Genomic DNA, 21,954 nt, shown 5'->3' with positions numbered 1-21,954 from the left:
ATAATTCATCCACTTATTGGAGTTTAATTTTTTGCATAAAAAATTCTTTTATAGAAAAAATACTATCGATAATGTTATCTAAAATACGACAATATTATCTACACATTTTTAGCATTATTAATTTACTATATTTAAAAGGTGGTGTGTTTTTGAACAATAATGCAATTAATATCTACTCAGAGATAGGTAAACTAAAAAAAGTATTACTTCATCGTCCTGGTAAAGAGCTTGAAAACTTAATGCCTGAATATTTAGAAAGGCTATTATTTGATGATATACCCTTTCTTAAAATCGCACAAGAGGAACATGATGCTTTTGCAGGAATTTTAAAAGTTAACGGTGTAGAAGTTGTTTATTTAACTGACTTAGTGGCGGAATCTATTTCTAATGAAGATATAAAAGACCAATTTATTAAAGAATTTATTAAAGAAGCTGGTGTAAATAGCGCATCAAAATCACAAATTTTATATGAGCTTTTTAAATCCTTAGATACTAAGGAAATGATTGCAAAAATGATAGAAGGTATTCGCAAATCAGAACTAAAAGACTACGAAAAAAGCAACCTTATGGACTTTTTGGAAGACGATTATCCATTTGTTACTGACCCTCTACCAAATTTATATTTTACAAGAGATCCATTTGCATCTATTGGGCATGGTGCATCTGTACACAAAATGCTTACAGTAACTAGAAACAGAGAAACTTTGTTTGCCAAATATATTTTTAATTATAATCCTTTATATAAAGGTACTAAGCTATGGTACGACAGAACCGAAGATGCTCATTTAGAAGGTGGAGATATCCTAATTTTAAACAAGGAAACTATTGCAGTTGGTATTTCACAGAGAACTCATCCAAATGCAATTGAAAAACTTGCAAAAAACATATTGACAGAAGATTCAAATTTTAAAAAGATTTTAGCAATTGATATACCAAAGCAAAGAACATTTATGCATCTTGATACAGTATTTACAATGGTTGATTATGATAAATTTACAATGCATCCTAATATAAAGAATGATATGAATTTACATGTTTTACAAATGGATGGAAATAAATTATCTATAAATGAAGAACATGGTAGTCTAGAGGATATTTTAAAGAAACACTTGAATCTTGATAATGTGAAATTGATTAAATGTGGTGGAAATAATATCATTGATGCTGCTCGTGAGCAATGGAATGATGGTTCAAACACTTTAGCAATTGCACCAGGTGAAGTTGTAGTTTATTCAAGAAATAATGTAACTAATGCTGTATTAGAGGAAAATGGTATTAAAATTCACGTAATGCCTAGTTGCGAACTTTCAAGAGGTCGTGGTGGACCAAGATGTATGAGCATGCCTCTTATTAGAGAATAATTAATTTGTAAAAAAGGAGAAAAAATGGCAGTCAATTTAAAAGGAAGAAGTTTTTTAACATTATTAGATTTCACTCCACACGAAATAAGATATTTACTTGATTTATCTCATGATTTAAAAGCTAAAAAAAGAGCAGGTGTTCACGAACAAATGCTGAAAAACAAAAATGTTGTCTTGTTATTTGAAAAAACATCTACAAGAACTAGATGTGCATTTGAAGTCGCATGCCATGACGAAGGTGCAAGTGTAACATTTTTAGATTCTAGCAGTTCACAAATGGGTAAAAAAGAATCTTTAGAAGATACAGCTAAAGTACTTGGAAGATTTTTTGATGGTATTGAATATAGAGGATTTGACCAAGATGTTGTTGAATTGCTTGCTAAACATTCGGGAGTACCAGTATTTAATGGACTAACAGATGAATATCACCCAACACAAATGTTAGCAGACATGATGACTATAGAAGAAAAATTCGGAAAATTAAAAGGCATTAATTTCACATATATGGGAGATGCCCGAAACAACATGGGTAATTCATTGATGATTGCTTGCGCTAAACTTGGGCTAAACTTTACAGCTTGTGCACCAAAAGAACTATGGCCTACAGACGAGTTAGTTGCTAAATGTAAAAAAATAGCATCCGAAAGTGATTGCACAATAACTTTAACTGAAGACGTTAAAGAAGGAACTACAAATGCAGATGTAATCTATACTGATATTTGGGTATCTATGGGTGAACCTCCAGAAGTTTGGGAAACACGTATTAAATTATTGTCTAAATATCAAGTTAATTCAGATGCAATGAAAAACGCTAAAAAAGATGCCATATTCATGCATTGCTTACCTTCATTTCATGATACTAATACTAAAGTTGGTGAAGACATAGCTAAAAAGTTTGGAATAAATGAAATGGAAGTTACTGATGAAGTATTTAGATGTAAACAATCAGTTGTATTTGATGAAGCAGAAAATAGAATGCATTCAATTAAAGCTGTATTGGTTTCTATGATGAGTTAAAGGAGAACAATAATTATGACTAATGTAACAAAGGTTGTTGTAGCTCTTGGCGGAAATGCCCTAGAAGATAAAGGATTGCCTTCAACCGCTGAGTCACAATTAATAGTAGTAAAAAAAACAGCAGAATATATTGCAGATTTAAGTAGTCAAGGTTATGAGATTGCTATTGTTCATGGAAATGGACCTCAAGTAGGTAGAATTTTACTTGCTTCTGAAGCAGCTAAGGATATTACACCAATTATGCCTTTTGATGTATGCGGTGCAATGAGTCAAGGTTATATAGGTTATCATATTCAACAAGGTTTAAGAGAAGCAATGAGTAAAAAAGACAGAAAAGTTCCTATTGTCAGTATAATAACACAAGTAGTTGTTGATAAAAACGACAAAGCGTTTCAGAATCCTACAAAACCTATTGGCCCATTTTATTCTGAAGAAGAAGCAAAAAAAATAGAACAAGAAAAAGGATATACAGTTAAAGAAGATGCTGGCAGAGGTTATAGAAGGGTTGTACCTTCACCTATGCCAAAGAGAATTATTGAATTAGAAACAATCAAACAACTTTGGGATACAACAATAATAATCGCTTGTGGCGGTGGTGGTATTCCAGTCATAGAGAAACAAGATGGTTGTTTAGAAGGAGTTGCAGCTGTTATAGATAAAGACTTAGCTGCTGAAAGATTAGCAGAAGATATAAATGCTGATATTTTGATGATTTTAACAGAAGTAGATAGAGTTTGTATAAACTTTAATAAACCAGACCAAAAAGAATTAGCTAATTTAAGCTGTGAGGAAGCAAAAAAATACATGGAAGAAGGTCATTTTGCTCCAGGTAGCATGTTACCAAAGGTTCAAGCTGCTATAAAATTTGCAGAATCTAAGTCAGGCAGAAAAGCTGTTATTACATCACTAAACAAAGCACAAGATTCTTTATCTGGTAATAGTGGTACTATTATCAGTTGCTAAATTTAAAATATGTATCCACAGAGATTACATGTATGATAGTTTTTATAAACATTATTAACAGTAATCTTTGTGGTAACTTTTAAGGGGGATAATCATAAAAAAAAATGAGGAATAAAAATGAAAAGTAAATTTAAAATGCCTACCGCATATACCGTTTTATTTATCATAATTATAGTTATGGCTATTTTAACTTGGGTCATCCCTCCTGGACAATATGACTATGTTGAGTCTGATGGTTCTAGTAATGAACCAATAGCAGGGACATATCATGAAGTAGAACCTAATCAGCAAGGTATAGCTGATGTTTTATTATCTCCATTTGAGGGTTTCTACAATGCAGTAGATATAGCTGTATTTATACTTATGGTTGGAGGTTTTTTAGGTGTTGTTATGAAAACTGGTGCTATAAATGCTGGTATTTCTAACGTAATTAACAAACTAAAGGGTAAAGAGAAATATATGATAGCCATTCTAATGACTTTATTTGGTTTAGGTGGAACAACATATGGAATGGCTGAAGAAACAATAGCTTTTTATCCTTTACTAATACCGGTGTTTATTGCAGCTGGATATGATGCACTCTCAGCAGTTGCTGTAATTTTGTTAGGTGCCGGTGTTGGTGTTTTAGGCTCAACCGTTAACCCATTCGCAACTGGTATAGCTTCTGGTTTTGCAGGCATTTCACTTGGCGATGGTATAATTATAAGGATAATACAGTTTGTAGTTCTAGAAGCAATAGCAATATTTTTTGTAACTAGATATGCAGAAAAAGTAAGAAAAGATCCTTCGAAATCATATGTAGCAGATATGTATGAAAATAATAAATCGCATTTTTCAATTAAGGCAACTAATGTTGATGATTTAAAATTAACAGGCAAAAGAAAAATAACATTAATAATTTTCTCTTTAGTATTCGTGGTAATGATATACTCTGTTATACCATTTTCCGACCTTGGAATTACAGCTATACCAACTCTAGCTTGGTGGTTTCAAGAGTTAGCAGCATTATTTTTAGTAGGTGCAGTTGTTATTGGAATATTTGCTAGACTTAGTGAAGAAGATTTAATTAGTAGCTTTGTAGCAGGTTCAGCTGATTTATTGGGTGTTGCATTTATCATAGGTATCTCAAGAGGTATTACAGTTATAATGAACAATGGATTAATCACTGATACTATACTTTATTGGGGTGAACAAACACTTAGTGGAGCAGGTTCAATAATATTTATTGCACTAACATATATATTCTATATACCACTATCGTTTTTAATACCTTCTACTTCAGGACTTGCAACATTATCAATGCCAATAATGTCTCCGCTTGCTGATTTTGCAAATGTTGGACGTGATTTAGTTATAACAGCTTTTCAAAGTGCATCCGGTCTAGTAAATTTAATTACTCCAACCAGTGCAGTTGTTATGGGAGGACTTGCGATTGGTAGAGTTCCATATGATAAATGGATTAAGTATGTGTGGAAGTTTGTATTATTGCTATTTATTTTAACTTTAATAATTTTGATATTAGCAGTATTAATTTAGGTACATTAAAAAACATAAACTTCTTAGTTTAAATAAATAAACTCAATAACATCCTATATGTTATTGAGTTTTAAATTTCTATTTTCTATTTTGAATATTCTTTTGAATTGAATACATTTGAAATACAAAACCAAGTATAAACCCAATTGTTCTTACTAGTTCGCCAAAACTGTTTGCTATATTCGAGCTGTCTATACTACTTTGTAAAGAAAGAACATATTCACCAACCAAAGCTACTAAAGAAGCACCATATACTGCGATTCCCAATGCTTTATACTTAAAAATTAAAGACAATATAATTATGCCTAAAAAAAGCATATATTTTGTTCTTATTATTTTAAAATCTAAATAACCTATATAATAAAAAACAAAAACAATTGCAACATACAATACTATATATATAATTGTTGACTTTCGTTCTTTCTTATAGTTTTTTTCCATAATTACCTCTCTATAAATCTTAATTTAAAGCAACTTCTTGCAATATATTGATTATTTCTATAACTTCTTCTCTAGATAAAAGTTTTTTACCTTCTACTCCTTCTAAGTATATAATATTGGTCTTTTCTTTTAAATCAATTCCACTATTAATTATATCCTTTATAGCTGGCATGATATCAGTATCTAACATTGAAAGAGCTACAGTCATTGCTAAAAATGCATTTGATGAATTATTGATAGTATCAGACATTTCAACTATTTTATCAAGTGTAAATGTACATTTATCAAAATAATTAATGGTTAAATCATATATTTCTTCAAATTGCAATCCGTTTTTTTCTACAGCACCATAATTTTCTTCGAAATTAGTTTTATATGTCTCTACATTAGTCTTAACATCTATTACACTATCAAAGTCAAGTGTTTCTAATATATCTAGTAACTTAGCCATTTCTATCATGCTATTTACTACATAATCTTCCATATCTCTAACTAATATCTTTCTTTCCTTCAATTTCTCATCAGTTTCAATCTCAGCATATACATAGCCATCCAGAAAATAATTATCTACCAAATACGTCTCTATTTGAGTTATAGCTTCTTCATCTAATTCATCAAATTCGCCTACTCCAGGTACTATAATTTTATCTTCTGTATCTTCTGTAATTTCTGTATCACCATTCTCAGTAACGTCTGATACTTCACTATCTTCTCCATCTATAGTGTTTTCTACATTTTCATCTGCATTATCAACATTTGTATTATCAACACTATTTGTATTATTGCTATTTGCATTGTCACTAATCTCAATTTCTTCTTTCGGCTTTTCTTCTACAACAGGTGGTTTCATTTCCACTTTTTCTGTCTCTACAACTAAATTATCTTCTTTTTTAGCCTGTTCGATTTCTTCTTCTGCTTCCTTTAAAGTTTCCTGCATTTGCTTCTTTATTAATGCATCTGCAATTGATTTCTCCTTAACTTCAACTTCTAAAACATGGTCATTGACAAAATATGATGACACTTTTAAACTACATACAGTAACAAAACATAGTATTAATAATTTTAAAATATTCTTCTTCATTCTATCACCTAATTCCTTTACCCATATTAAAATCTTTTTTCCTAGCAATTAAGTAATTAACTAAAAATATTATGATAATACATGCTATTAATATAAAATTATATTGTTTGAAAATATCTATGCTTTTTTGAAAAAGTACTATTTTAGTAAGTAAAATACTTATTATCACTCCCACTATCAAGGACGCTATCAAAGAAACCGACTCTTTATTGGTAATCAAAGAAACCAATACACTCACATTACCCGACAATAAATAAACAAAAAATAGTGTTACTAAAGATGCCCCTATTGTCTTAATTGGTGAACTAGTAAAATTTATAACTTCTTGACCTAATGACACCTGTGTTTTTACGAAATCCGTACTCCATACAGAACTATATGGGAAAACTCTATGACTTATAGCAAAGTTTATACAAAACAATATTAGAAAAAATATCAAAGTGTAAAATAATAACGTCATAGATTTATTAAAAATCCACTTTCCCCTACTTCCACATTTCAATACTTCTATTGAACCAAAATTATCATTTAACATAAGACCACATATCGTGAACAAATATAATGGCAAATAAATATACACTATACTTATCGTATCATTTAATATTAAATATGTTGTCTCTAATGAAGTATATGTTATTGCAACCGAATTAGACAAATTAATATATTTATAAACACTAACAACTGCAACAAAGGAAAATATTATGATAACCAAAGACCATCTAAATATATTAAAGCTTTCGGATATATTATATCTCAAATTTCTCATTTTATTTTCCTCCCGCCCTTCTGAATTCAACGAAATTATATACTTTAGCTATTATAACAATCATTAGCGAAAATAAAATACACGCTGATAATAAAATTATTATATTATGCCCATTTGCATACATTGGTAAAATCCAAGGTGAAAAACATAAAGGTGGATAAAAAACCTCCAATCCTAAATGTGGGAATGAGTATATTAAAAGGAGATATATAACTTCCGGTGCTACAACTGGTATGTACTTTTTTGTATTTACAAACGTCAATGCATATGATAATGAGCCGAATGCAAATCCAAATATAAAATCTAATATAATAACACCTATAATTTGATTTACCAAATTATCTACACCAATACATAAATATATTATAAACAAAAAAATTATTGGTATAACTATTGCCAACCCTGATATTATTCCATTAACTAAAAATCTCCTTATCTCAAACGAGGCATTTTTTTGTCTAATAGACATCAATAAATCATATTTAAAGTCTTTTTCAATCATATTCATATTGCTATATGCAATTGCAGCTAAAAATGGTGCAACAAAAGGCAATACTAATCCATGAGCAGATATAAATATATTTAATGGTATATCATTTTTATTTGCAGTTATAAAAAATATTGAACCTAATACACAAATGATTCCTAAAATCAAAGACATATGAAAATTTTTCTCTGTCAATCCTCTTTTAAAATCAACAATTAAAAATCTCATAGACTAGCACATTCCTCTCTCAAACTTCCATCCACTACATGAAATAATTTATCACATAAGATTTCTATATCTTCCTTATTATGCGAAGCTAAAATAATTGTAGTATTTTTCTTGTCTCTTAATTCTACAAAGAAATTTCTCATTCTTTCTACACTGCTTTCATCTAATCCATTCATAGGTTCATCCAAAATAAGCAAATCAGGATTATTCATAATGGCTTGTACTATACCTAACTTTTGTTTCATACCAAGTGAATATGTCCTAACCGGTTTCTTATTTTTCGGATTAAGTCCCATAAGTTCCATATAATCTTCTATTTCGGTTTTGCTAACCCTTTTTTTACTCAATCCGTTTAAAATGCTAAGATTTTTCATACCGGAGTAATGTGGTATGAATCCCGGTATTTCAATTAAAGCACCCAATGATTCAATAAAATTCTTAGAGGTAGTTATATTCTTACCATTGTAATATATATTGCCCTTTGTGGGTAACAAAAGTCCTGCAATAAGCTTAAATATAACTGTTTTTCCAGAACCATTTCTACCTACAAATCCATAAATTTTACCTTTTTCAATCTCAAAACTTACATCATTGATTACTGTTTCTTGTTTAAAGCACTTAGTTACATTTTCAAACCTTATATAACTTTCCATAATATTTCCTTTCTATAAATCAAGTTCTGTTTCGCCATCTCCTTGAGTTATATGCCATCTTTCATGCCCCATCAATTCATCAATTGTAATTTTATCAGTCAATGCATTGGCTATCATCATATTGTTAATAAGCCTTTTTTTGTTTTTATTAAATCCGTACTTTGGTAAAACATCTTTAAATTTTCCATACAAACCTGTTCCGACTACAACATATTCTGCATCAATCTTGTAACAATACTCAATGATAGCTTGTGCTATAGCACCAATAAACAACTCATTTGTAGGATCTGTGAAATTTTCTGCTACTGATACCATTTTAGAGCCATTAGCACTAGTTTCTCTTAAAATAACAAACCCTATTTTCTCATCATTTGATTCAATTATCAAAGTTTTATAAGTTACATCAGGTCTTTTATTGTATCTATAATTCAAATATTTATAATCTCTAACTATTAAAACTCCGTATTTATCTTTATATTTTTCAAAATACTCAGATATAAATTTAGGAACCTTATCATACTCCGATACATGTGCATTTAATTTTTTTAAAGCATTTTTTGGAGCTAATCTCATTTTATCTAATAATTTATATGTTGCATTGCCAAAGCTTGCAATAAAATCAGCTTTTACCTTATTTTTTAGCTTATGCTTAATGTTTATAGGCCTTACAAAAACATCTTTTTCAAATAATGTTGGCCATCCAAATCTTTCATATGCAGGATAAGAATTTTTGTTAGCTAAGCCTATAATAACATCTACTCCATTTTCCCTACCGCTATTAACTGAATTTTCAGTCATCATTCTAAATATACCCTGTCTTTTAAAATCAGGATGAGTCATAGATTTAACCGAATGGGCTCCAACAACAGTTTTGCCGTCAACATAAAGCTTAAATGGGATCAATCCATCAGCACCTATAATCTTATCTCCATCTTTTAATACATACATTAGATTATGACCATTAGGATTATATGGATTTTCGTCAAACATCCATTTATGCATTCTTAAATCTTGATTTGTCCTTTCCCCAAACGATAATATACAAAGCTCATCAAAGCTATCAAAATCTTTCTCTAAATTTAAATTCACTATTTTTCTTTCGCTCATTATTCCTCCAATGCAAAACTAATTTATTAATTAATATATCAATACTCTTTGTTAAATAAAGTATACAATATATATTAACCAAAATAAACAATAAAATTTTATACTTCTAATATTTATAAGTAATTATTATAGTTTTTTTAATTGACTTTAGTTGAAAGATGAATTAAAATTTAATGAAAGTATAATATTTTAGGTATAATAATAATATAAAAATAAATACAACTACAAAGGAGAAACATAAAATGGTAATTATAGTCGACTTTGGTGCACAATACAGTCAACTAATTGCTCGTAGAGTAAGAGAGACAAATATCTACTGTGAAATAGTTCCATACACTTATACAATAGATAAAATAAAAGCAAAAAAACCTACTGGTATAATATTATCAGGAGGTCCTGCAAGTGTTTATGAAGATAATGCACCTGCTATTGATAAAGAAATATTTAATCTAGGCGTTCCTGTACTTGGTATATGCTATGGAGGACAATTAATTGCCCACAATTTTGGTGGCAAAGTAACAAAAGCTGACTCTAGAGAATATGGACGTGTAGAATTAAAAACATTAACAAATGATGGATTATTTAAAGATATCCCACAAGATTCTCTAATTTGGATGAGTCACACAGACTACATACAAGAATGTCCAGAAGGTTTTAAAATTACAGCTTCTTCTGATACTTGTCCAGTATGCGCTATGCAAAATGATGAAAAACAAGTATATGCTGTACAATTCCACCCAGAGGTTGAACATTCTGAAAAGGGTAGAGAAATATTAAACAATTTTTTAACTAATGTTTGTAAGTTAAAAGCAGACTGGAATATGGGCGACTTTGCATTAGAAACTATTGAAAAAATAAAAAACATAGTTGGAGATAGAAAAGCTATATGTGCTTTATCTGGTGGTGTTGATTCATCAGTTGCTGCTGTTTTAGTTCATAAAGCTATAGGCAAGAATTTAACTTGTGTTTTTGTAGACCATGGTTTACTTAGAAAAGATGAAGGCGATCAAGTTGAGGAAATTTTCAGAGAACAATTTGATATGAATCTTATAAGAGTTAATGCTGGAGAAAAATTCTTAGGAAAACTTAACGGTATTACAGAGCCAGAAGCTAAAAGAAAAATTATAGGTGAAGAATTTATTAGAGTTTTTGAAGAAGAAAAACAAAAACTAAGAGAAAAAGAAGGAGATATTCATTTCCTAGTTCAAGGAACAATATATCCAGATGTTGTTGAAAGTGGTACAGCTACTGCAGCAACAATTAAATCTCACCACAATGTAGGCGGACTACCTGAAGATGTTGATTTTGAATTATTAGAACCATTAAGACAATTGTTCAAAGATGAAGTTAGACAGGTTGGAAGAGAAGTTGGAATACCTGAAGATTTAGTTTCTAGACAGCCTTTCCCAGGCCCTGGTCTTGCAATTAGATGCTTAGGTGAAATAACAGAAGAAAAACTTCATATTATAAGAGAAGCAGACTTTGTCTTTAGGGATGAAATCAAAAAAGCAGGATTACAAAATAGTATTTGGCAATATTTTGCTTGCTTACCTAACGTAAGAAGTGTTGGAGTTATGGGAGATTACAGAACATACTCTCATACAATAGCACTAAGAGCTGTAAACTCATCAGACGGAATGACATCAGACTGGGCAAGAATACCATATGATGTATTAGAAAAAGTTTCGAACAGAATAGTAAACGAAGTAGACAACGTAAACAGAATTGTTTATGATATAACTTCTAAGCCACCTTCAACTATTGAGTGGGAGTAACTTTTTGTTAATATTTAAACATTTTTAGACAAATGAATTATTATAAATATGATAGGTGGTTATGTTTTGCTGAGAAAATCGGCAATCATAGCCATCTATTTTTTTTATTTTAAGGAGGTCTTCCCTATGGAAAATTTACAATCAAAGGCTATGACTAGTATAACAGATTACCCCCTACCTAATAGCACCCAAAACTCTCAAAGAAAATAGAATGTCGTAGTATAATATTTTATGACTATTTACAAAAAAAACATATTATGTTAAAATATAATTTATAACAAATATTGTAAATATTATAAATTTTTATATAAATTGCTATTATTTTAAATTATCAAAGATATAACAATTATATATATTTTTATAGTAACAAACAATAAAATTTTCTAGGAGGTAAAAATGAAAAATATAAAAAAAATTATTTTAATGATGTTAGTTTTATCAATGTTATTATCAGCGGTTGCGTATGCAGTTACACCATGTCCTTGTTATGAAGATGGGATACATAAATATTTTACTATGACAACAAAAGAAAAAACTTATGAAAGTACTAAATCTAGTACAATGCTAAATTCAGATGGCAATATTGAATTTGTAATTATTCATATTGTAACAACATACCTTGAAACACCATATAAATGTGCTTGTGGTGATTCTTTACCATCAGACTATAAAAAAATTCATGAATATAGCTATATAGAGTGGACAAGCGCTATATTAAATTAAGAATGTAATTATTAGGAGGAAACATGCTAAAAAAGTATTATTATCTATTTTTATATGCTTAATAATTCTACAGACATCATGTAATTATAAAGATAGTCAAACAACTGAATTAAACGATGAACAACAAAATTTGGTTTCACAATTTAACCAATTTAATTTGGAACAAAAGCAGATATTTAATTATTTGATAAGCGGTACATATAAGTATTATAATTATTTATATTTCAAACGTCCTTTGGTAAATAGCAGTACAAATGAAATTCTAGAATTTAGTTCCATATTTATGAATAAAGGATTTAATTATTTTGATTTCAAATTTATTACTTTTATGAATAGACTTGATAAGTATTCATGTGGATTAACAATATCAGAAATGAGTAAAATAAATCAAGATGATCAAGATAATAAGGTTGAATGGGTACAATACACAGAAGAAGAGATAGCTATTAAAGAAAAAGCATATATAGAAATGCTTAATAAAATGTATGATGAGGTTGATGGATTCAATGAATTTTCTAATGTGGAAAAATGGTTTTATGCAAATGGATACAATGAAATATACAAAATAAAATTATATAATTCATACTATGGTAGTAGTATTGGTGAAGTAAAAATTCCATATATAAAAGATGAATTAGAGAAAAATTATGGAACTGATTTTAGTAATATTTCTTTTGTAAATAAAGATTATAAAGCAACTATATGCTACCCTATATATGAGCCAAAACAAATAATATCAGAAGAAAGTTTTGAAAGAATATATAATAACCTATTAGAAAACTACAAAAACTTCTATGATTTTTTAGGCGACAATATAAAATCAAAAAGCAAGAACGCAAATAGAACATATACATTTGAAGAACCTGGAGATTATGATTTTATAGAATTTTTAGTTTGTTTGTATTTTGATAGAGCAGACACATTCGAATTATATGAGTATACATTTGATGATTGTGGTTTAGTAAAAACATTTACTTATAAAAGCATAGAGGAAATAGTTAAGAATATAGAATAATAAAACAAATGCTAATATGTTTATGGCAAAATAAAAGCAAAGAGTGTAAAAATATGATAGAATTTATATTTTTACACTCTTTTTTTATTTTTAACTTTTTATTTTTGAAGCTCTAGTATATGTACTTAAAACAATAGATGCTAAAACAAAACATACTGATGTAGCAAAGAAAATTGTTATAATTCCAAAACTATCAATAATAAATCCATAAACTGCGCATGCTAGTGGAGTTGTAGCAGTAGCAACTATTGAAATTATTGAAGAAACTCTACCTAAGTATGCAACGTTGCAATCCTGTTGTATTCCTGTAGATGTCCACATATTTAAAACTGAAACAAAAATACCTAATACTGTATACATAAATAACACTACTACTTTATTTGGTATTAGTGTGCTTATTAAAACTAAGCCACCTATCGAAATAAATGAAATAAATACTACTACATTAAATTTTATACCTAATTTATATGCAAAAGGATATAATATGCTCCCCACTACTGTTCCAATTGAGAACAACGTCATTAGAATTCCCGCCCATGCTTCATTTAAAGAAAAAACATTTTTAAGTGATATGGGTAAAAATTCTATAAGTGGTGACATAAGTAAACTCATAAATAGAAATACGCTTATAAATCCGATTAATATTCTTTCATTTTTTAAATATTTAAATCCGCTCACAATATCTGTACCGATTTGCTTAACACCAATATTTTTATTTTCAACTACTTCATTGATTTTTAAAAACAATGCAAATATAGCTGACAATAAGAATGTAAAAGAGTCAAATATAAATAATATATTTTTTCCTATACTAAACATGATAATTCCTGCCAGAGAATATCCAACACATCTTGCAATATTATTGGACAACGTTACAACAGAATTTAGTACAGGTAAATCCTCTTTTTTAACAGTTAAAGCTACAGTAACTCCATAACAAGGTTCATAAAAGCTTTCTGCAATTGAAACTATCACAGCAACTAAATTTATGTGCCACAGTTTTATAATATTTAACCAACACAATACTGGAATTGCAAAAATAGCAATTGTTCTGACTAACTCTGCAATAAAAAGAATCGTTTTTTTATTGTACCTGTCCACTAATGCGCCAGCAATTGGACTTACAATTAAATTTGGTATCATACTGAATATCATTACGGTACTCATTGCTAATGCCGAACCAGTAATATCATATACTAAATACATTAATGCTAAACTCTCTAATGCATCTCCAAATCTTGATATTGTTCTTGATATCCACAAAAAAATGGCATTTCTATTATTTAAAAGATTTTTCATACTTACCTCATAAATTTTTTAGTATTATATTATTATATTTATTTCATTACTTATATTTACTCTTCATCATATCTTGATAATAATGTCATATAAAGATATTTATTTTTTTCACTTTTATCTTCTAGCTCTGAATATTTTTTTATAACCTCATTTAATTCACATTTAAATTCTTTCACTTTTTCATCACTTACTCTAATAATTAAAAATGCCTGTTTATTAGCTGTATCTGGATTTGCACAAACAGATTGAAAAGATTTTTTAACCATATTTCGGTACTTTTCAATGCCTGATAATAAATTTAATTCTAAATTGTGTTCACTACACGAATTTAATATTAAATCAATATCATCCTTTCTCAACTTGAAAACATTATTAACTCTTTGATTTACAATATCATTTTTTACACACTCAATAATATTGTATTCTAGTAATTTATTAATATAATATTTCAGTCTCATAGGGTAAATATCAAGTTTTTTTAGTAACTGCTGTTCAGATAATTGGTTGTCCATCAATTCTATAACTATATCTAACAATTTCCCACTAAAAATTTCACGTATAATATTATCATCGTCTATTTTTAATTTATCGGCTGTATTATTACATTCACTCATAAGTTATAACCTCCATACTTTGATTAAAATTCTAATAAAGGTATTATTTTATCAATATCACAGTTACCCAAAACGGCCATACACAACTTTTCTGTTGAAAATATATCACTAGCAACAGCCCTAATATCATCAACAGTAATCTTATTTAGTTCTCTTACTTCTTCTTCTAGTAAAAATATGCTTCCACATATTGCACTCTTGCCAATAGTCATAAGTTGAGCAGATGTCGATTCTAAGCTATATAATAAACTAGTTTCCTTTATTCTTTTCATTTTTTTCAGCATTTCCTCTGCAATGTTACCATTTTTTAAACTACTTATCTCATCAATAATATATTTAATAATTTCACACATCAAATCATTATTAGCAGAGAATGCTAAACCAGTATACCCTATAACTGATAATGATGTAGTAAATCCGTTTAGTGAATATACCAATCCTCTCTTTTCTCTTATCTCCCTAAACAAATTACTTCCTGGCTTAACTAATATATTCTTTAGTATATCTACATATCTACATCTACTGTCTTTTGCAGAGTATGAAGAAAAGCCTATTCCAATTGTTGAACGATCTCCTGAAAATTTATTGTTTACATATATTCCAGGGTTGTTCTCTAAAACCCCTTTAAAAGTACTTATACTCTGATTATCACTCCATTTATTAAAATACTCAACAATTCTGTCTAATGCATTATCATAATCGAGATTACCCACGATAACAATTGTTGCATTTTCTGGAACATAAGCAGTTCTTATTAAATTATTTAACATATTTGCTGTAATTTTTTTTATAATTTCTATTTTACCAATTGTTAGTTGTCCATAACTATAGTCTCCCCACAACGCCTGTCCTACTCTTTCTCCTATTTGGCTAGATGAATTTAAATATGATTCTGCTTCTCTTAAAACTATAAGTTTTTCATTTTCTAAAATATCATCTGTTATTTCTTCTTTATTAATTACCATATATGATAATGTTTCTATAATTTTATCAAAATATTTACTAAGCCCATCTATGTAAAAACAAGTATAATCCTTTGTTGTAGCACCGTTATATTGTGCTCCGTATGATAACAGTTCTTCTATGTGCTCTTGCATAGTTAATGAACTGTTTTTACTTTTTGTTTTAAACATTAAATGCTCAGCTAAATGTGAAATACCATTGTTAGTGCTATCTTCATTTTTTGAACCTTGATTAAACCAAACACCGCATGAAATAGTTTTTTGTTCTGGTATTCTTTTTAATAAAATCTTCAAACCATTATCAAGATAGGATGTTAATACATTAAACATATTATCCTCCTTAAATGCCTTATATAGTAAGGAAAAAATACTATATAAAAGTTTATACTACCATCAAATTTTTCACGTCTGTTCCTGCAACATTGTATAAATTGTAAAAATAGCTTTTATCATTAATTAATTTTTCAAATGTTCCTATTTCCTCAACTTTTCCATTTTTCAAAACTAATATTTTATCGTACTTCATTAATATTTCTTTATTTAACTTATGTGTAACTACTAAACAAGTTAATTCTTTTAGTGATAATATTGAATTTTCAATGTTATATGCATTTTCATTATCAAGGCTCGAAGTTGCCTCATCTAATACAAGAATAGGAGTTTCTTTAATTAATGCTCTTGCAATTGCAATTCTTTGCTTTTCTCCACCAGATAAATTGCTTCCATTTTCGCCCACTATACTTTTTTCTTTTTGTGGCAATGCTTCTACCATGTTTTTAAGGCCTGACTTCTCAATAACATCATACATAGTTTGCAAATCATAGTTATTGTATAGTAAAATATTATTCTCAATAGTATCATCAAACATAAAAACGTTTTGTTGAATAGTTGATATTAAATTATATAAGCTATTGTAATTAATATCTGTTACTTTTTGTTCATCTATTGTAATTTGTCCGTTAAAATCATCATAGAATCTTAGTAATAATTTTATAAGTGTTGATTTTCCGCTTCCACTTCCTCCAACAATAGCATATTTTTCGCCTTTTTTTATTTCAAATGATAAGCCATTAAGTATTTTTTTATCTTCAGTATATCCAAATTCAACGTTGTCAAATCTAATACTATTTGTGAACAACTTTTTACTAATCCCAGTATCTTTTATATTCTCGTTTATAATTAAATTCATTATCTTTTCATTTATTGGTTTTATTGCTTTGAATTTTGTTATACAACCACTTAAATTCATTACCGGATTAACTATACAATTCATTAATTGCGTAGCTGCAATAACACTACCAACTGTCATATCACCTTTTATTGTAAAATATACTCCAATAGCGGTTGTTCCAAAAAAAACTATATCGCCTAAGTATTCAGTTAAAATATTTACAAAAGATTTTAGTACAGCATACTTATATTTTGTATTTTCGCATTCTTCATTAACTAATTGATAATCTTTGTTTGCTTTTGTTTCTATGTTAAACCCTTTTATTACTTCAAAGCCTGTAAATAAATCCTTTATTTTTACAGTAAATTTACTTAAGCTATCTGAATATTTTTTATTTTTAGTTCCAACCTTTTCACCAAATAAAAGCGAAGGTATAATAGGCAATATAGATGTCACAGTTACATATAAACATAAAATAGGATTAATGCTTATCATTGAGATTACTCCTAATATAAACAATACTACATATAAAATCATTAGTAATACATTTGAAAAATAATCATTTTCTATTAACTTTATATCATTGGTCAATGCAGATATATAGTTTGCACTATTATCATCTTTAAATAATTTAATATTTCTTTTCATTATATTTTTAAAAATATCCTGTTTTAAAACAAACTGTGTCTTATATAAATACCTATTTTGAGATACTTCATAAACAAAAGCTAATACTCTCTTTAAAAATAAAAAAATAACAACAAAACAACAAACGTTTAATAACTTTGAAATACTTGAGCTATCTGCACAATCAATTATCATTTGTAAAACAAAAGCTACATAGACATTTAATACGCATAGCAAACTAATTAATACAATACAGGTAAAAAACAACAACTTATGCTTAAATAAATATTCCCTCATTTTTCCTCCTAATTGTTTGATTCTTAGAAACCATATGATATTTTACAATTCAAAAGCCCTTTTTAAATTAACTTCATCTTTTTATGTATTCTAGCATGCATTTGAACAACCCATATGAGTCACACTGTTCTTATTACCATCGCTGTTTACTTCCTTTTCTTCATCTAGTAAAGTTATTATTTTATTATCTATTTCTTTATTATGTTTTATGCAATCATGTGAATATATTTTCTTTTGACTTTTATTCGAATTTCCTGGTTTATCTTTGTTCATACAACACCTCCTTATACATTAATTTTGTTTTAAAACATGCTTATAATTAATACAATTAAATATCATATGGTTTCTATTAAATAATATATGAATGTTTACATGTTTATTTACAGACTAATTCATGTTTATTTATCATCTTTTGCTTTTCATTGTTAATTGCAGCCCTATATATTTCAATGTCATTATCGTCACTAAATAAATCTCCACAAAGCTCGCATACATTTGTATATTTATTTTTTAATTTTACATCTAATTTATATTTTTTTATATTTTCTAAAAACCATCCTGTTCCATATGTTTCTAACAATTTTAAATAGATATTATTATTATAAAAACTAATTATTTCTTCAATAGAATGCTTATTTGCATTATCAAACAAAAAATATTTACTACGATTTGTAACACCACAGCATGGATATGCTTTACCATAAGAATCTATCACTAAAGTATTTAAATAAGTACATTTATACACTGGAATAGAATCTTGGTATATAAAATCATTTTCATCAATCTTCTCTTTTGCTCTTCCACAAGCCACGCAAGGCAACTGAACAATTTTATAATTCATAATTTCATCTTCTAATTTTCCAACAATATGTTTAAGCTTTAAGCTATTTTTAGTAATAATTGAATGTAAATCTATTCTTATTTTTAATTTTTTAGATACCACTAATATGTTTTTAATACAATCATAAGGAACATATTCAGCATGAAATTGATCTACGCTAATATATAAGCTTGTTACACCTAATAGTATTAATTGTTCAATAATTTCACTTGTCTTTTCAATACTGCTAGCCCAAAATCCATTTGTACTAATTGTTATTGGAATGTTTTTTTTATGTGCTTTTTTACATATTTTTATAAGATCTTCAAAAAACAAGAATGGTTCTCCACCTGATATGGCTAAATTTTCAAAACTTTCAATTTCAAATGCCTCATCTATATATCTATATGCATCATCTAGGTTCATTTTGTCATTTTTTTGTTTATTACAGCAAAATACACATATATCACATTCTGCATTGCATTTATATGTTATTAGCAGCGTTAGTGTCCTGAATTTCATTGTTTTCACCCTCTCAATAAAAATAATTATGTAATCCTTATACTATGCTCAACTCAATATAAGCTTGTTATCATATAAATACTAACTATATAGTTTTTTTACTGTCATTGCTTTTTGGCAAAATTGTTCCAAATAGCCTGTCCAGTTATCAAAGTATTTGTATGCCAAACATTTATTGCACCATTTAGAATATTGACAATCTATGCACTTTTCTTCATTTGAATATAATTTGTCAATTACAAATTTTAGCGACTCTTCATTTTCCCATATCTCTTTAAAACTACTATTTAATAGATTGCCGACTGAATGCCGGAACAGTTCACATGGATATATTTCCCCCAATGGAGATACCCAAAATTTATCTTTAAATGCTGAACAAACAGATTTGATAAATTTTAAATAGTTATTTTCATACAGCCAAGAAATAGTCTCGTTATTCATGCAATACTCCCTTGTGCTTAGCTCATTATTTACGTTAGGCAAAATTTGTGTAAACAAACTAAACTTAATGTCATTTTCTTCAAAATAATGTATAGTATCTTTAATATTATTTTCATTTTCACATGTTACACAACATTTACACAATAAATCAACATTATATTTTTTTAATATTTTGATTGATTCTAATGTCTTTCTATAAGAACCAACTGTGTCCGTAAAATTATCAAATTGATTTTCATCAACTGAATGAAAGGAGATACTTATACTAATGTTTTTATATGAAGATAAAATTTTAGCAATTTCTTCTGTTATATAAAACCCATTAGTCTGAATAATAACCTTGAAATTAAGTTTCGAGCAGTAGTCAATTATTTTTAGTATATCAGGGTGAGTAAACGGTTCTCCACCAGTTAAATACAACTCATTTATACCAGATAAGCTGAGTTCATACAAAACCTTTTCTATTTCCTTATATCTAAGAACTTTATTCTTAGAACCACTTATAAAACAGTATTTGCATTTGTAATTGCAGGTATAGGTTATTTCAAATTTTGCATATAATGGTGTTCTCGTCTCTAGCGCTAAAACTCTCAACTTTGTTATATCTTTTTCAGATTTATATTTTACTTTATTTTGATTATTAAACTCATCTACTAAAATATTTTGATTATACAAAATATTTATTAAATCGGTATATCTATTTTCTTTATTGTTCACATACTCATTTGTTGTTATAGATGATATAAATTTAATGACATTATCCTTTAAAAATATAGGATAAATATCTTCACCATAGTTGTTTACTAGTAAATAGCTTTTTCCGTTCCTTAATTTTTTAATTTGTATATTAGGATTTAATTTGCATTGTAGTGTATCATACATAACTAACCACACTTTCACATATATTTTTAAGTATATTTGCATTGAGACAAAAATCACTTTTATTCTCATAGTACAAAATTAAACCTGGACAGTATTTACAATATTTTTTCATATTACAACTTGTACAATCATCAGGTATATCATAAATCTTATTATATGTGGATATAGCTAAGTCACTGTCCCAGACATCAATTAAATCATCATCCAAAATGTTGCCTAATTTTACTCTGTACTTCATACATGGCATAATATTTCCGCAACTATCTAACGCAAATTTAGATTTTAGTGCAGAACAATTATTTACAATATGTAAATTTTCATTACCAACTAAGTATGGAAAAAATTCCTTCAAAAGATTGACATCTTTATTATCTAATGAATATTTTTTTACTTTATCATATCCATCAAACGATGCACAAAGATTAATTGTTGTATCAATTTTTACACCCAATTTTTCTTCTAATTTTCTATACTCCTTCAGCATATTTATGTTTGGTTTTGTCAATGGACTATTTATGCTGAATTTTAAGCCGCTGTTTTTTAATAAATTTATTCCGTTAATTATTTTTTTAAAGCTTCCCTGAACACCAGTTAATTTATCACATATTTCTTCATTTGGAGCTAATAATGATGTACTTACATGCATTACATTTCCTTTTTTTAGTTGATAAATTATTTCGTCATTTAACTGACTGGAATTAGTAAAAATAGAAACGATTAAGTTTTTAGTATTTATATATTTAATAATATCTAAGAAATCATACCTTGATAATACTTCTCCACCTGTAATTTCCAAAAATACAACTCCCATATCGTCAAGCTTGTCAATAATCTTCATAATATCATCTGTTTCTAAATCTTTCTGGCATTTTAGTGACTCGGCATAACAGTAGTAACAAGAAAAATTACACTTTTCTGTTATCTCGAACTGAACTCTAAAAGGTATTCTATTGTCTTCAAATAACCTCTCTACTTGTGCCTCATCGTTGATAATTTCTCCATTATAATATAGCAAATACCTATATGTTATATCACTATAATATAATAGTCCTAAAGAAGTTTCTTTTTTAATAATACTCATTTTATCCCCAAACCTTATACTAATTTTTCTAAATAACCTACAAGATAAAGTATGTATTTAATTACTAAACTGCTTTAATAATTAC

Annotated in this window: 21 protein-coding genes; 7 read left to right on the top strand and 14 right to left on the bottom strand. The window is 28.0% G+C overall.

The window, feature by feature from the left end:
- Window positions 1–149: 149 nt before the first annotated feature.
- The 4 genes from arcA to JYG23_RS12120 all read left to right on the top strand — a co-directional run bounded on the left by arcA (window position 150) and on the right by JYG23_RS12120 (window position 4,877).
- Window positions 150–1,361: an arginine deiminase gene (gene arcA / locus JYG23_RS12135; protein WP_242631570.1), complete on the top strand. Its 1,212-nt coding sequence runs from the start codon at window positions 150–152 to the stop codon at window positions 1,359–1,361.
- 24 nt (window positions 1,362–1,385) lie between these two features.
- Window positions 1,386–2,378 carry an ornithine carbamoyltransferase gene (argF, locus tag JYG23_RS12130; protein WP_207235932.1) on the top strand — a complete coding sequence of 331 codons (993 nt, stop codon included), beginning with the start codon at window positions 1,386–1,388 and terminating at the stop codon, window positions 2,376–2,378.
- 15 nt (window positions 2,379–2,393) lie between these two features.
- Entirely contained in the window at window positions 2,394–3,341 is a 948-nt protein-coding gene (gene arcC, locus JYG23_RS12125) for a carbamate kinase (RefSeq protein ID WP_207235931.1), read from the top strand.
- A 117-nt stretch (window positions 3,342–3,458) separates the two neighbouring features.
- The gene (locus JYG23_RS12120; RefSeq protein WP_207235930.1) at window positions 3,459–4,877 is read left to right on the top strand and encodes a YfcC family protein; all 1,419 of its coding nucleotides are present in this window, start codon (window positions 3,459–3,461) and stop codon (window positions 4,875–4,877) included.
- Window positions 4,878–4,955: 78 nt separating this feature from the next.
- Here the strand turns inward: JYG23_RS12120 and JYG23_RS12115 are convergent, their stop codons facing one another.
- From JYG23_RS12115 to JYG23_RS12090, 6 genes are read right to left on the bottom strand one after another with little or no spacing between them, the layout of a single operon-like run.
- Complete coding sequence (locus JYG23_RS12115; RefSeq protein ID WP_207235929.1) at window positions 4,956–5,318, bottom strand: hypothetical protein; 363 nt, start codon at window positions 5,316–5,318, stop codon at window positions 4,956–4,958.
- Window positions 5,319–5,337: 19 nt separating this feature from the next.
- The gene (locus tag JYG23_RS12110; RefSeq protein WP_207235928.1) at window positions 5,338–6,399 is read right to left on the bottom strand and encodes a hypothetical protein; all 1,062 of its coding nucleotides are present in this window, start codon (window positions 6,397–6,399) and stop codon (window positions 5,338–5,340) included.
- A 4-nt stretch (window positions 6,400–6,403) separates the two neighbouring features.
- A complete protein-coding gene (locus JYG23_RS12105; RefSeq protein ID WP_207235927.1) occupies window positions 6,404–7,165 on the bottom strand; it encodes a hypothetical protein in 762 nt (253 codons plus the stop codon).
- A gap of 1 nt (window position 7,166) precedes the next feature.
- Entirely contained in the window at window positions 7,167–7,880 is a 714-nt protein-coding gene (locus JYG23_RS12100; protein ID WP_207235926.1) for a hypothetical protein, read from the bottom strand.
- Complete coding sequence (locus tag JYG23_RS12095) at window positions 7,877–8,533, bottom strand: ABC transporter ATP-binding protein (RefSeq protein WP_207235925.1); 657 nt, start codon at window positions 8,531–8,533, stop codon at window positions 7,877–7,879. The genes JYG23_RS12100 and JYG23_RS12095 overlap by 4 nt, the downstream gene beginning before the upstream one ends.
- Before the next feature lie 12 nt (window positions 8,534–8,545).
- Complete coding sequence (locus JYG23_RS12090; protein ID WP_207235924.1) at window positions 8,546–9,640, bottom strand: GNAT family N-acetyltransferase; 1,095 nt, start codon at window positions 9,638–9,640, stop codon at window positions 8,546–8,548.
- 242 nt (window positions 9,641–9,882) lie between these two features.
- Between JYG23_RS12090 and guaA the strand changes: the two genes are divergently transcribed.
- From guaA to JYG23_RS12075, 3 genes are all read left to right on the top strand, one after another.
- A complete protein-coding gene (gene guaA / locus JYG23_RS12085; RefSeq protein WP_207235923.1) occupies window positions 9,883–11,415 on the top strand; it encodes a glutamine-hydrolyzing GMP synthase in 1,533 nt (510 codons plus the stop codon).
- Window positions 11,416–11,811: 396 nt separating this feature from the next.
- Window positions 11,812–12,138: a hypothetical protein gene (locus tag JYG23_RS12080; protein WP_207235922.1), complete on the top strand. Its 327-nt coding sequence runs from the start codon at window positions 11,812–11,814 to the stop codon at window positions 12,136–12,138.
- 283 nt (window positions 12,139–12,421) lie between these two features.
- Window positions 12,422–13,153, top strand: a complete 732-nt coding sequence (locus JYG23_RS12075) for a hypothetical protein (protein WP_207235921.1) — start codon at window positions 12,422–12,424, stop codon at window positions 13,151–13,153.
- A 90-nt stretch (window positions 13,154–13,243) separates the two neighbouring features.
- Here the strand turns inward: JYG23_RS12075 and JYG23_RS12070 are convergent, their stop codons facing one another.
- The 8 genes from JYG23_RS12070 to JYG23_RS12035 form a co-directional block, all read right to left on the bottom strand.
- Window positions 13,244–14,452, bottom strand: coding sequence for an MFS transporter (locus JYG23_RS12070; RefSeq protein ID WP_207235920.1), 1,209 nt, complete (start codon window positions 14,450–14,452; stop codon window positions 13,244–13,246).
- A gap of 56 nt (window positions 14,453–14,508) precedes the next feature.
- Window positions 14,509–15,066 (bottom strand): hypothetical protein, encoded by a 558-nt coding sequence (locus tag JYG23_RS12065; protein WP_207235919.1) that lies wholly within the window; start codon window positions 15,064–15,066, stop codon window positions 14,509–14,511.
- A gap of 23 nt (window positions 15,067–15,089) precedes the next feature.
- Entirely contained in the window at window positions 15,090–16,358 is a 1,269-nt protein-coding gene (locus JYG23_RS12060; RefSeq protein ID WP_207235918.1) for a pitrilysin family protein, read from the bottom strand.
- A gap of 52 nt (window positions 16,359–16,410) precedes the next feature.
- Window positions 16,411–18,123 carry an ABC transporter ATP-binding protein gene (locus tag JYG23_RS12055; protein ID WP_207235917.1) on the bottom strand — a complete coding sequence of 571 codons (1,713 nt, stop codon included), beginning with the start codon at window positions 18,121–18,123 and terminating at the stop codon, window positions 16,411–16,413.
- A gap of 90 nt (window positions 18,124–18,213) precedes the next feature.
- Window positions 18,214–18,396: a hypothetical protein gene (locus JYG23_RS12050; RefSeq protein WP_207235916.1), complete on the bottom strand. Its 183-nt coding sequence runs from the start codon at window positions 18,394–18,396 to the stop codon at window positions 18,214–18,216.
- A gap of 103 nt (window positions 18,397–18,499) precedes the next feature.
- The gene (locus JYG23_RS12045) at window positions 18,500–19,465 is read right to left on the bottom strand and encodes a radical SAM/SPASM domain-containing protein (protein WP_207235915.1); all 966 of its coding nucleotides are present in this window, start codon (window positions 19,463–19,465) and stop codon (window positions 18,500–18,502) included.
- A gap of 81 nt (window positions 19,466–19,546) precedes the next feature.
- Window positions 19,547–20,788, bottom strand: coding sequence for a radical SAM/SPASM domain-containing protein (locus tag JYG23_RS12040; protein WP_207235914.1), 1,242 nt, complete (start codon window positions 20,786–20,788; stop codon window positions 19,547–19,549).
- Complete coding sequence (locus JYG23_RS12035) at window positions 20,781–21,869, bottom strand: radical SAM/SPASM domain-containing protein (protein WP_207235913.1); 1,089 nt, start codon at window positions 21,867–21,869, stop codon at window positions 20,781–20,783. The genes JYG23_RS12040 and JYG23_RS12035 overlap by 8 nt, the downstream gene beginning before the upstream one ends.
- Window positions 21,870–21,954: the final 85 nt, after the last annotated feature.

The organism is Sedimentibacter sp. zth1, assembly GCF_017352195.1.
Classification (GTDB): domain Bacteria; phylum Bacillota; class Clostridia; order Tissierellales; family Sedimentibacteraceae; genus UBA1535.
The sequence above is the reverse complement of the archived record's forward strand: the minus strand, read 5'-3'. Positions and strand labels throughout refer to the sequence as shown.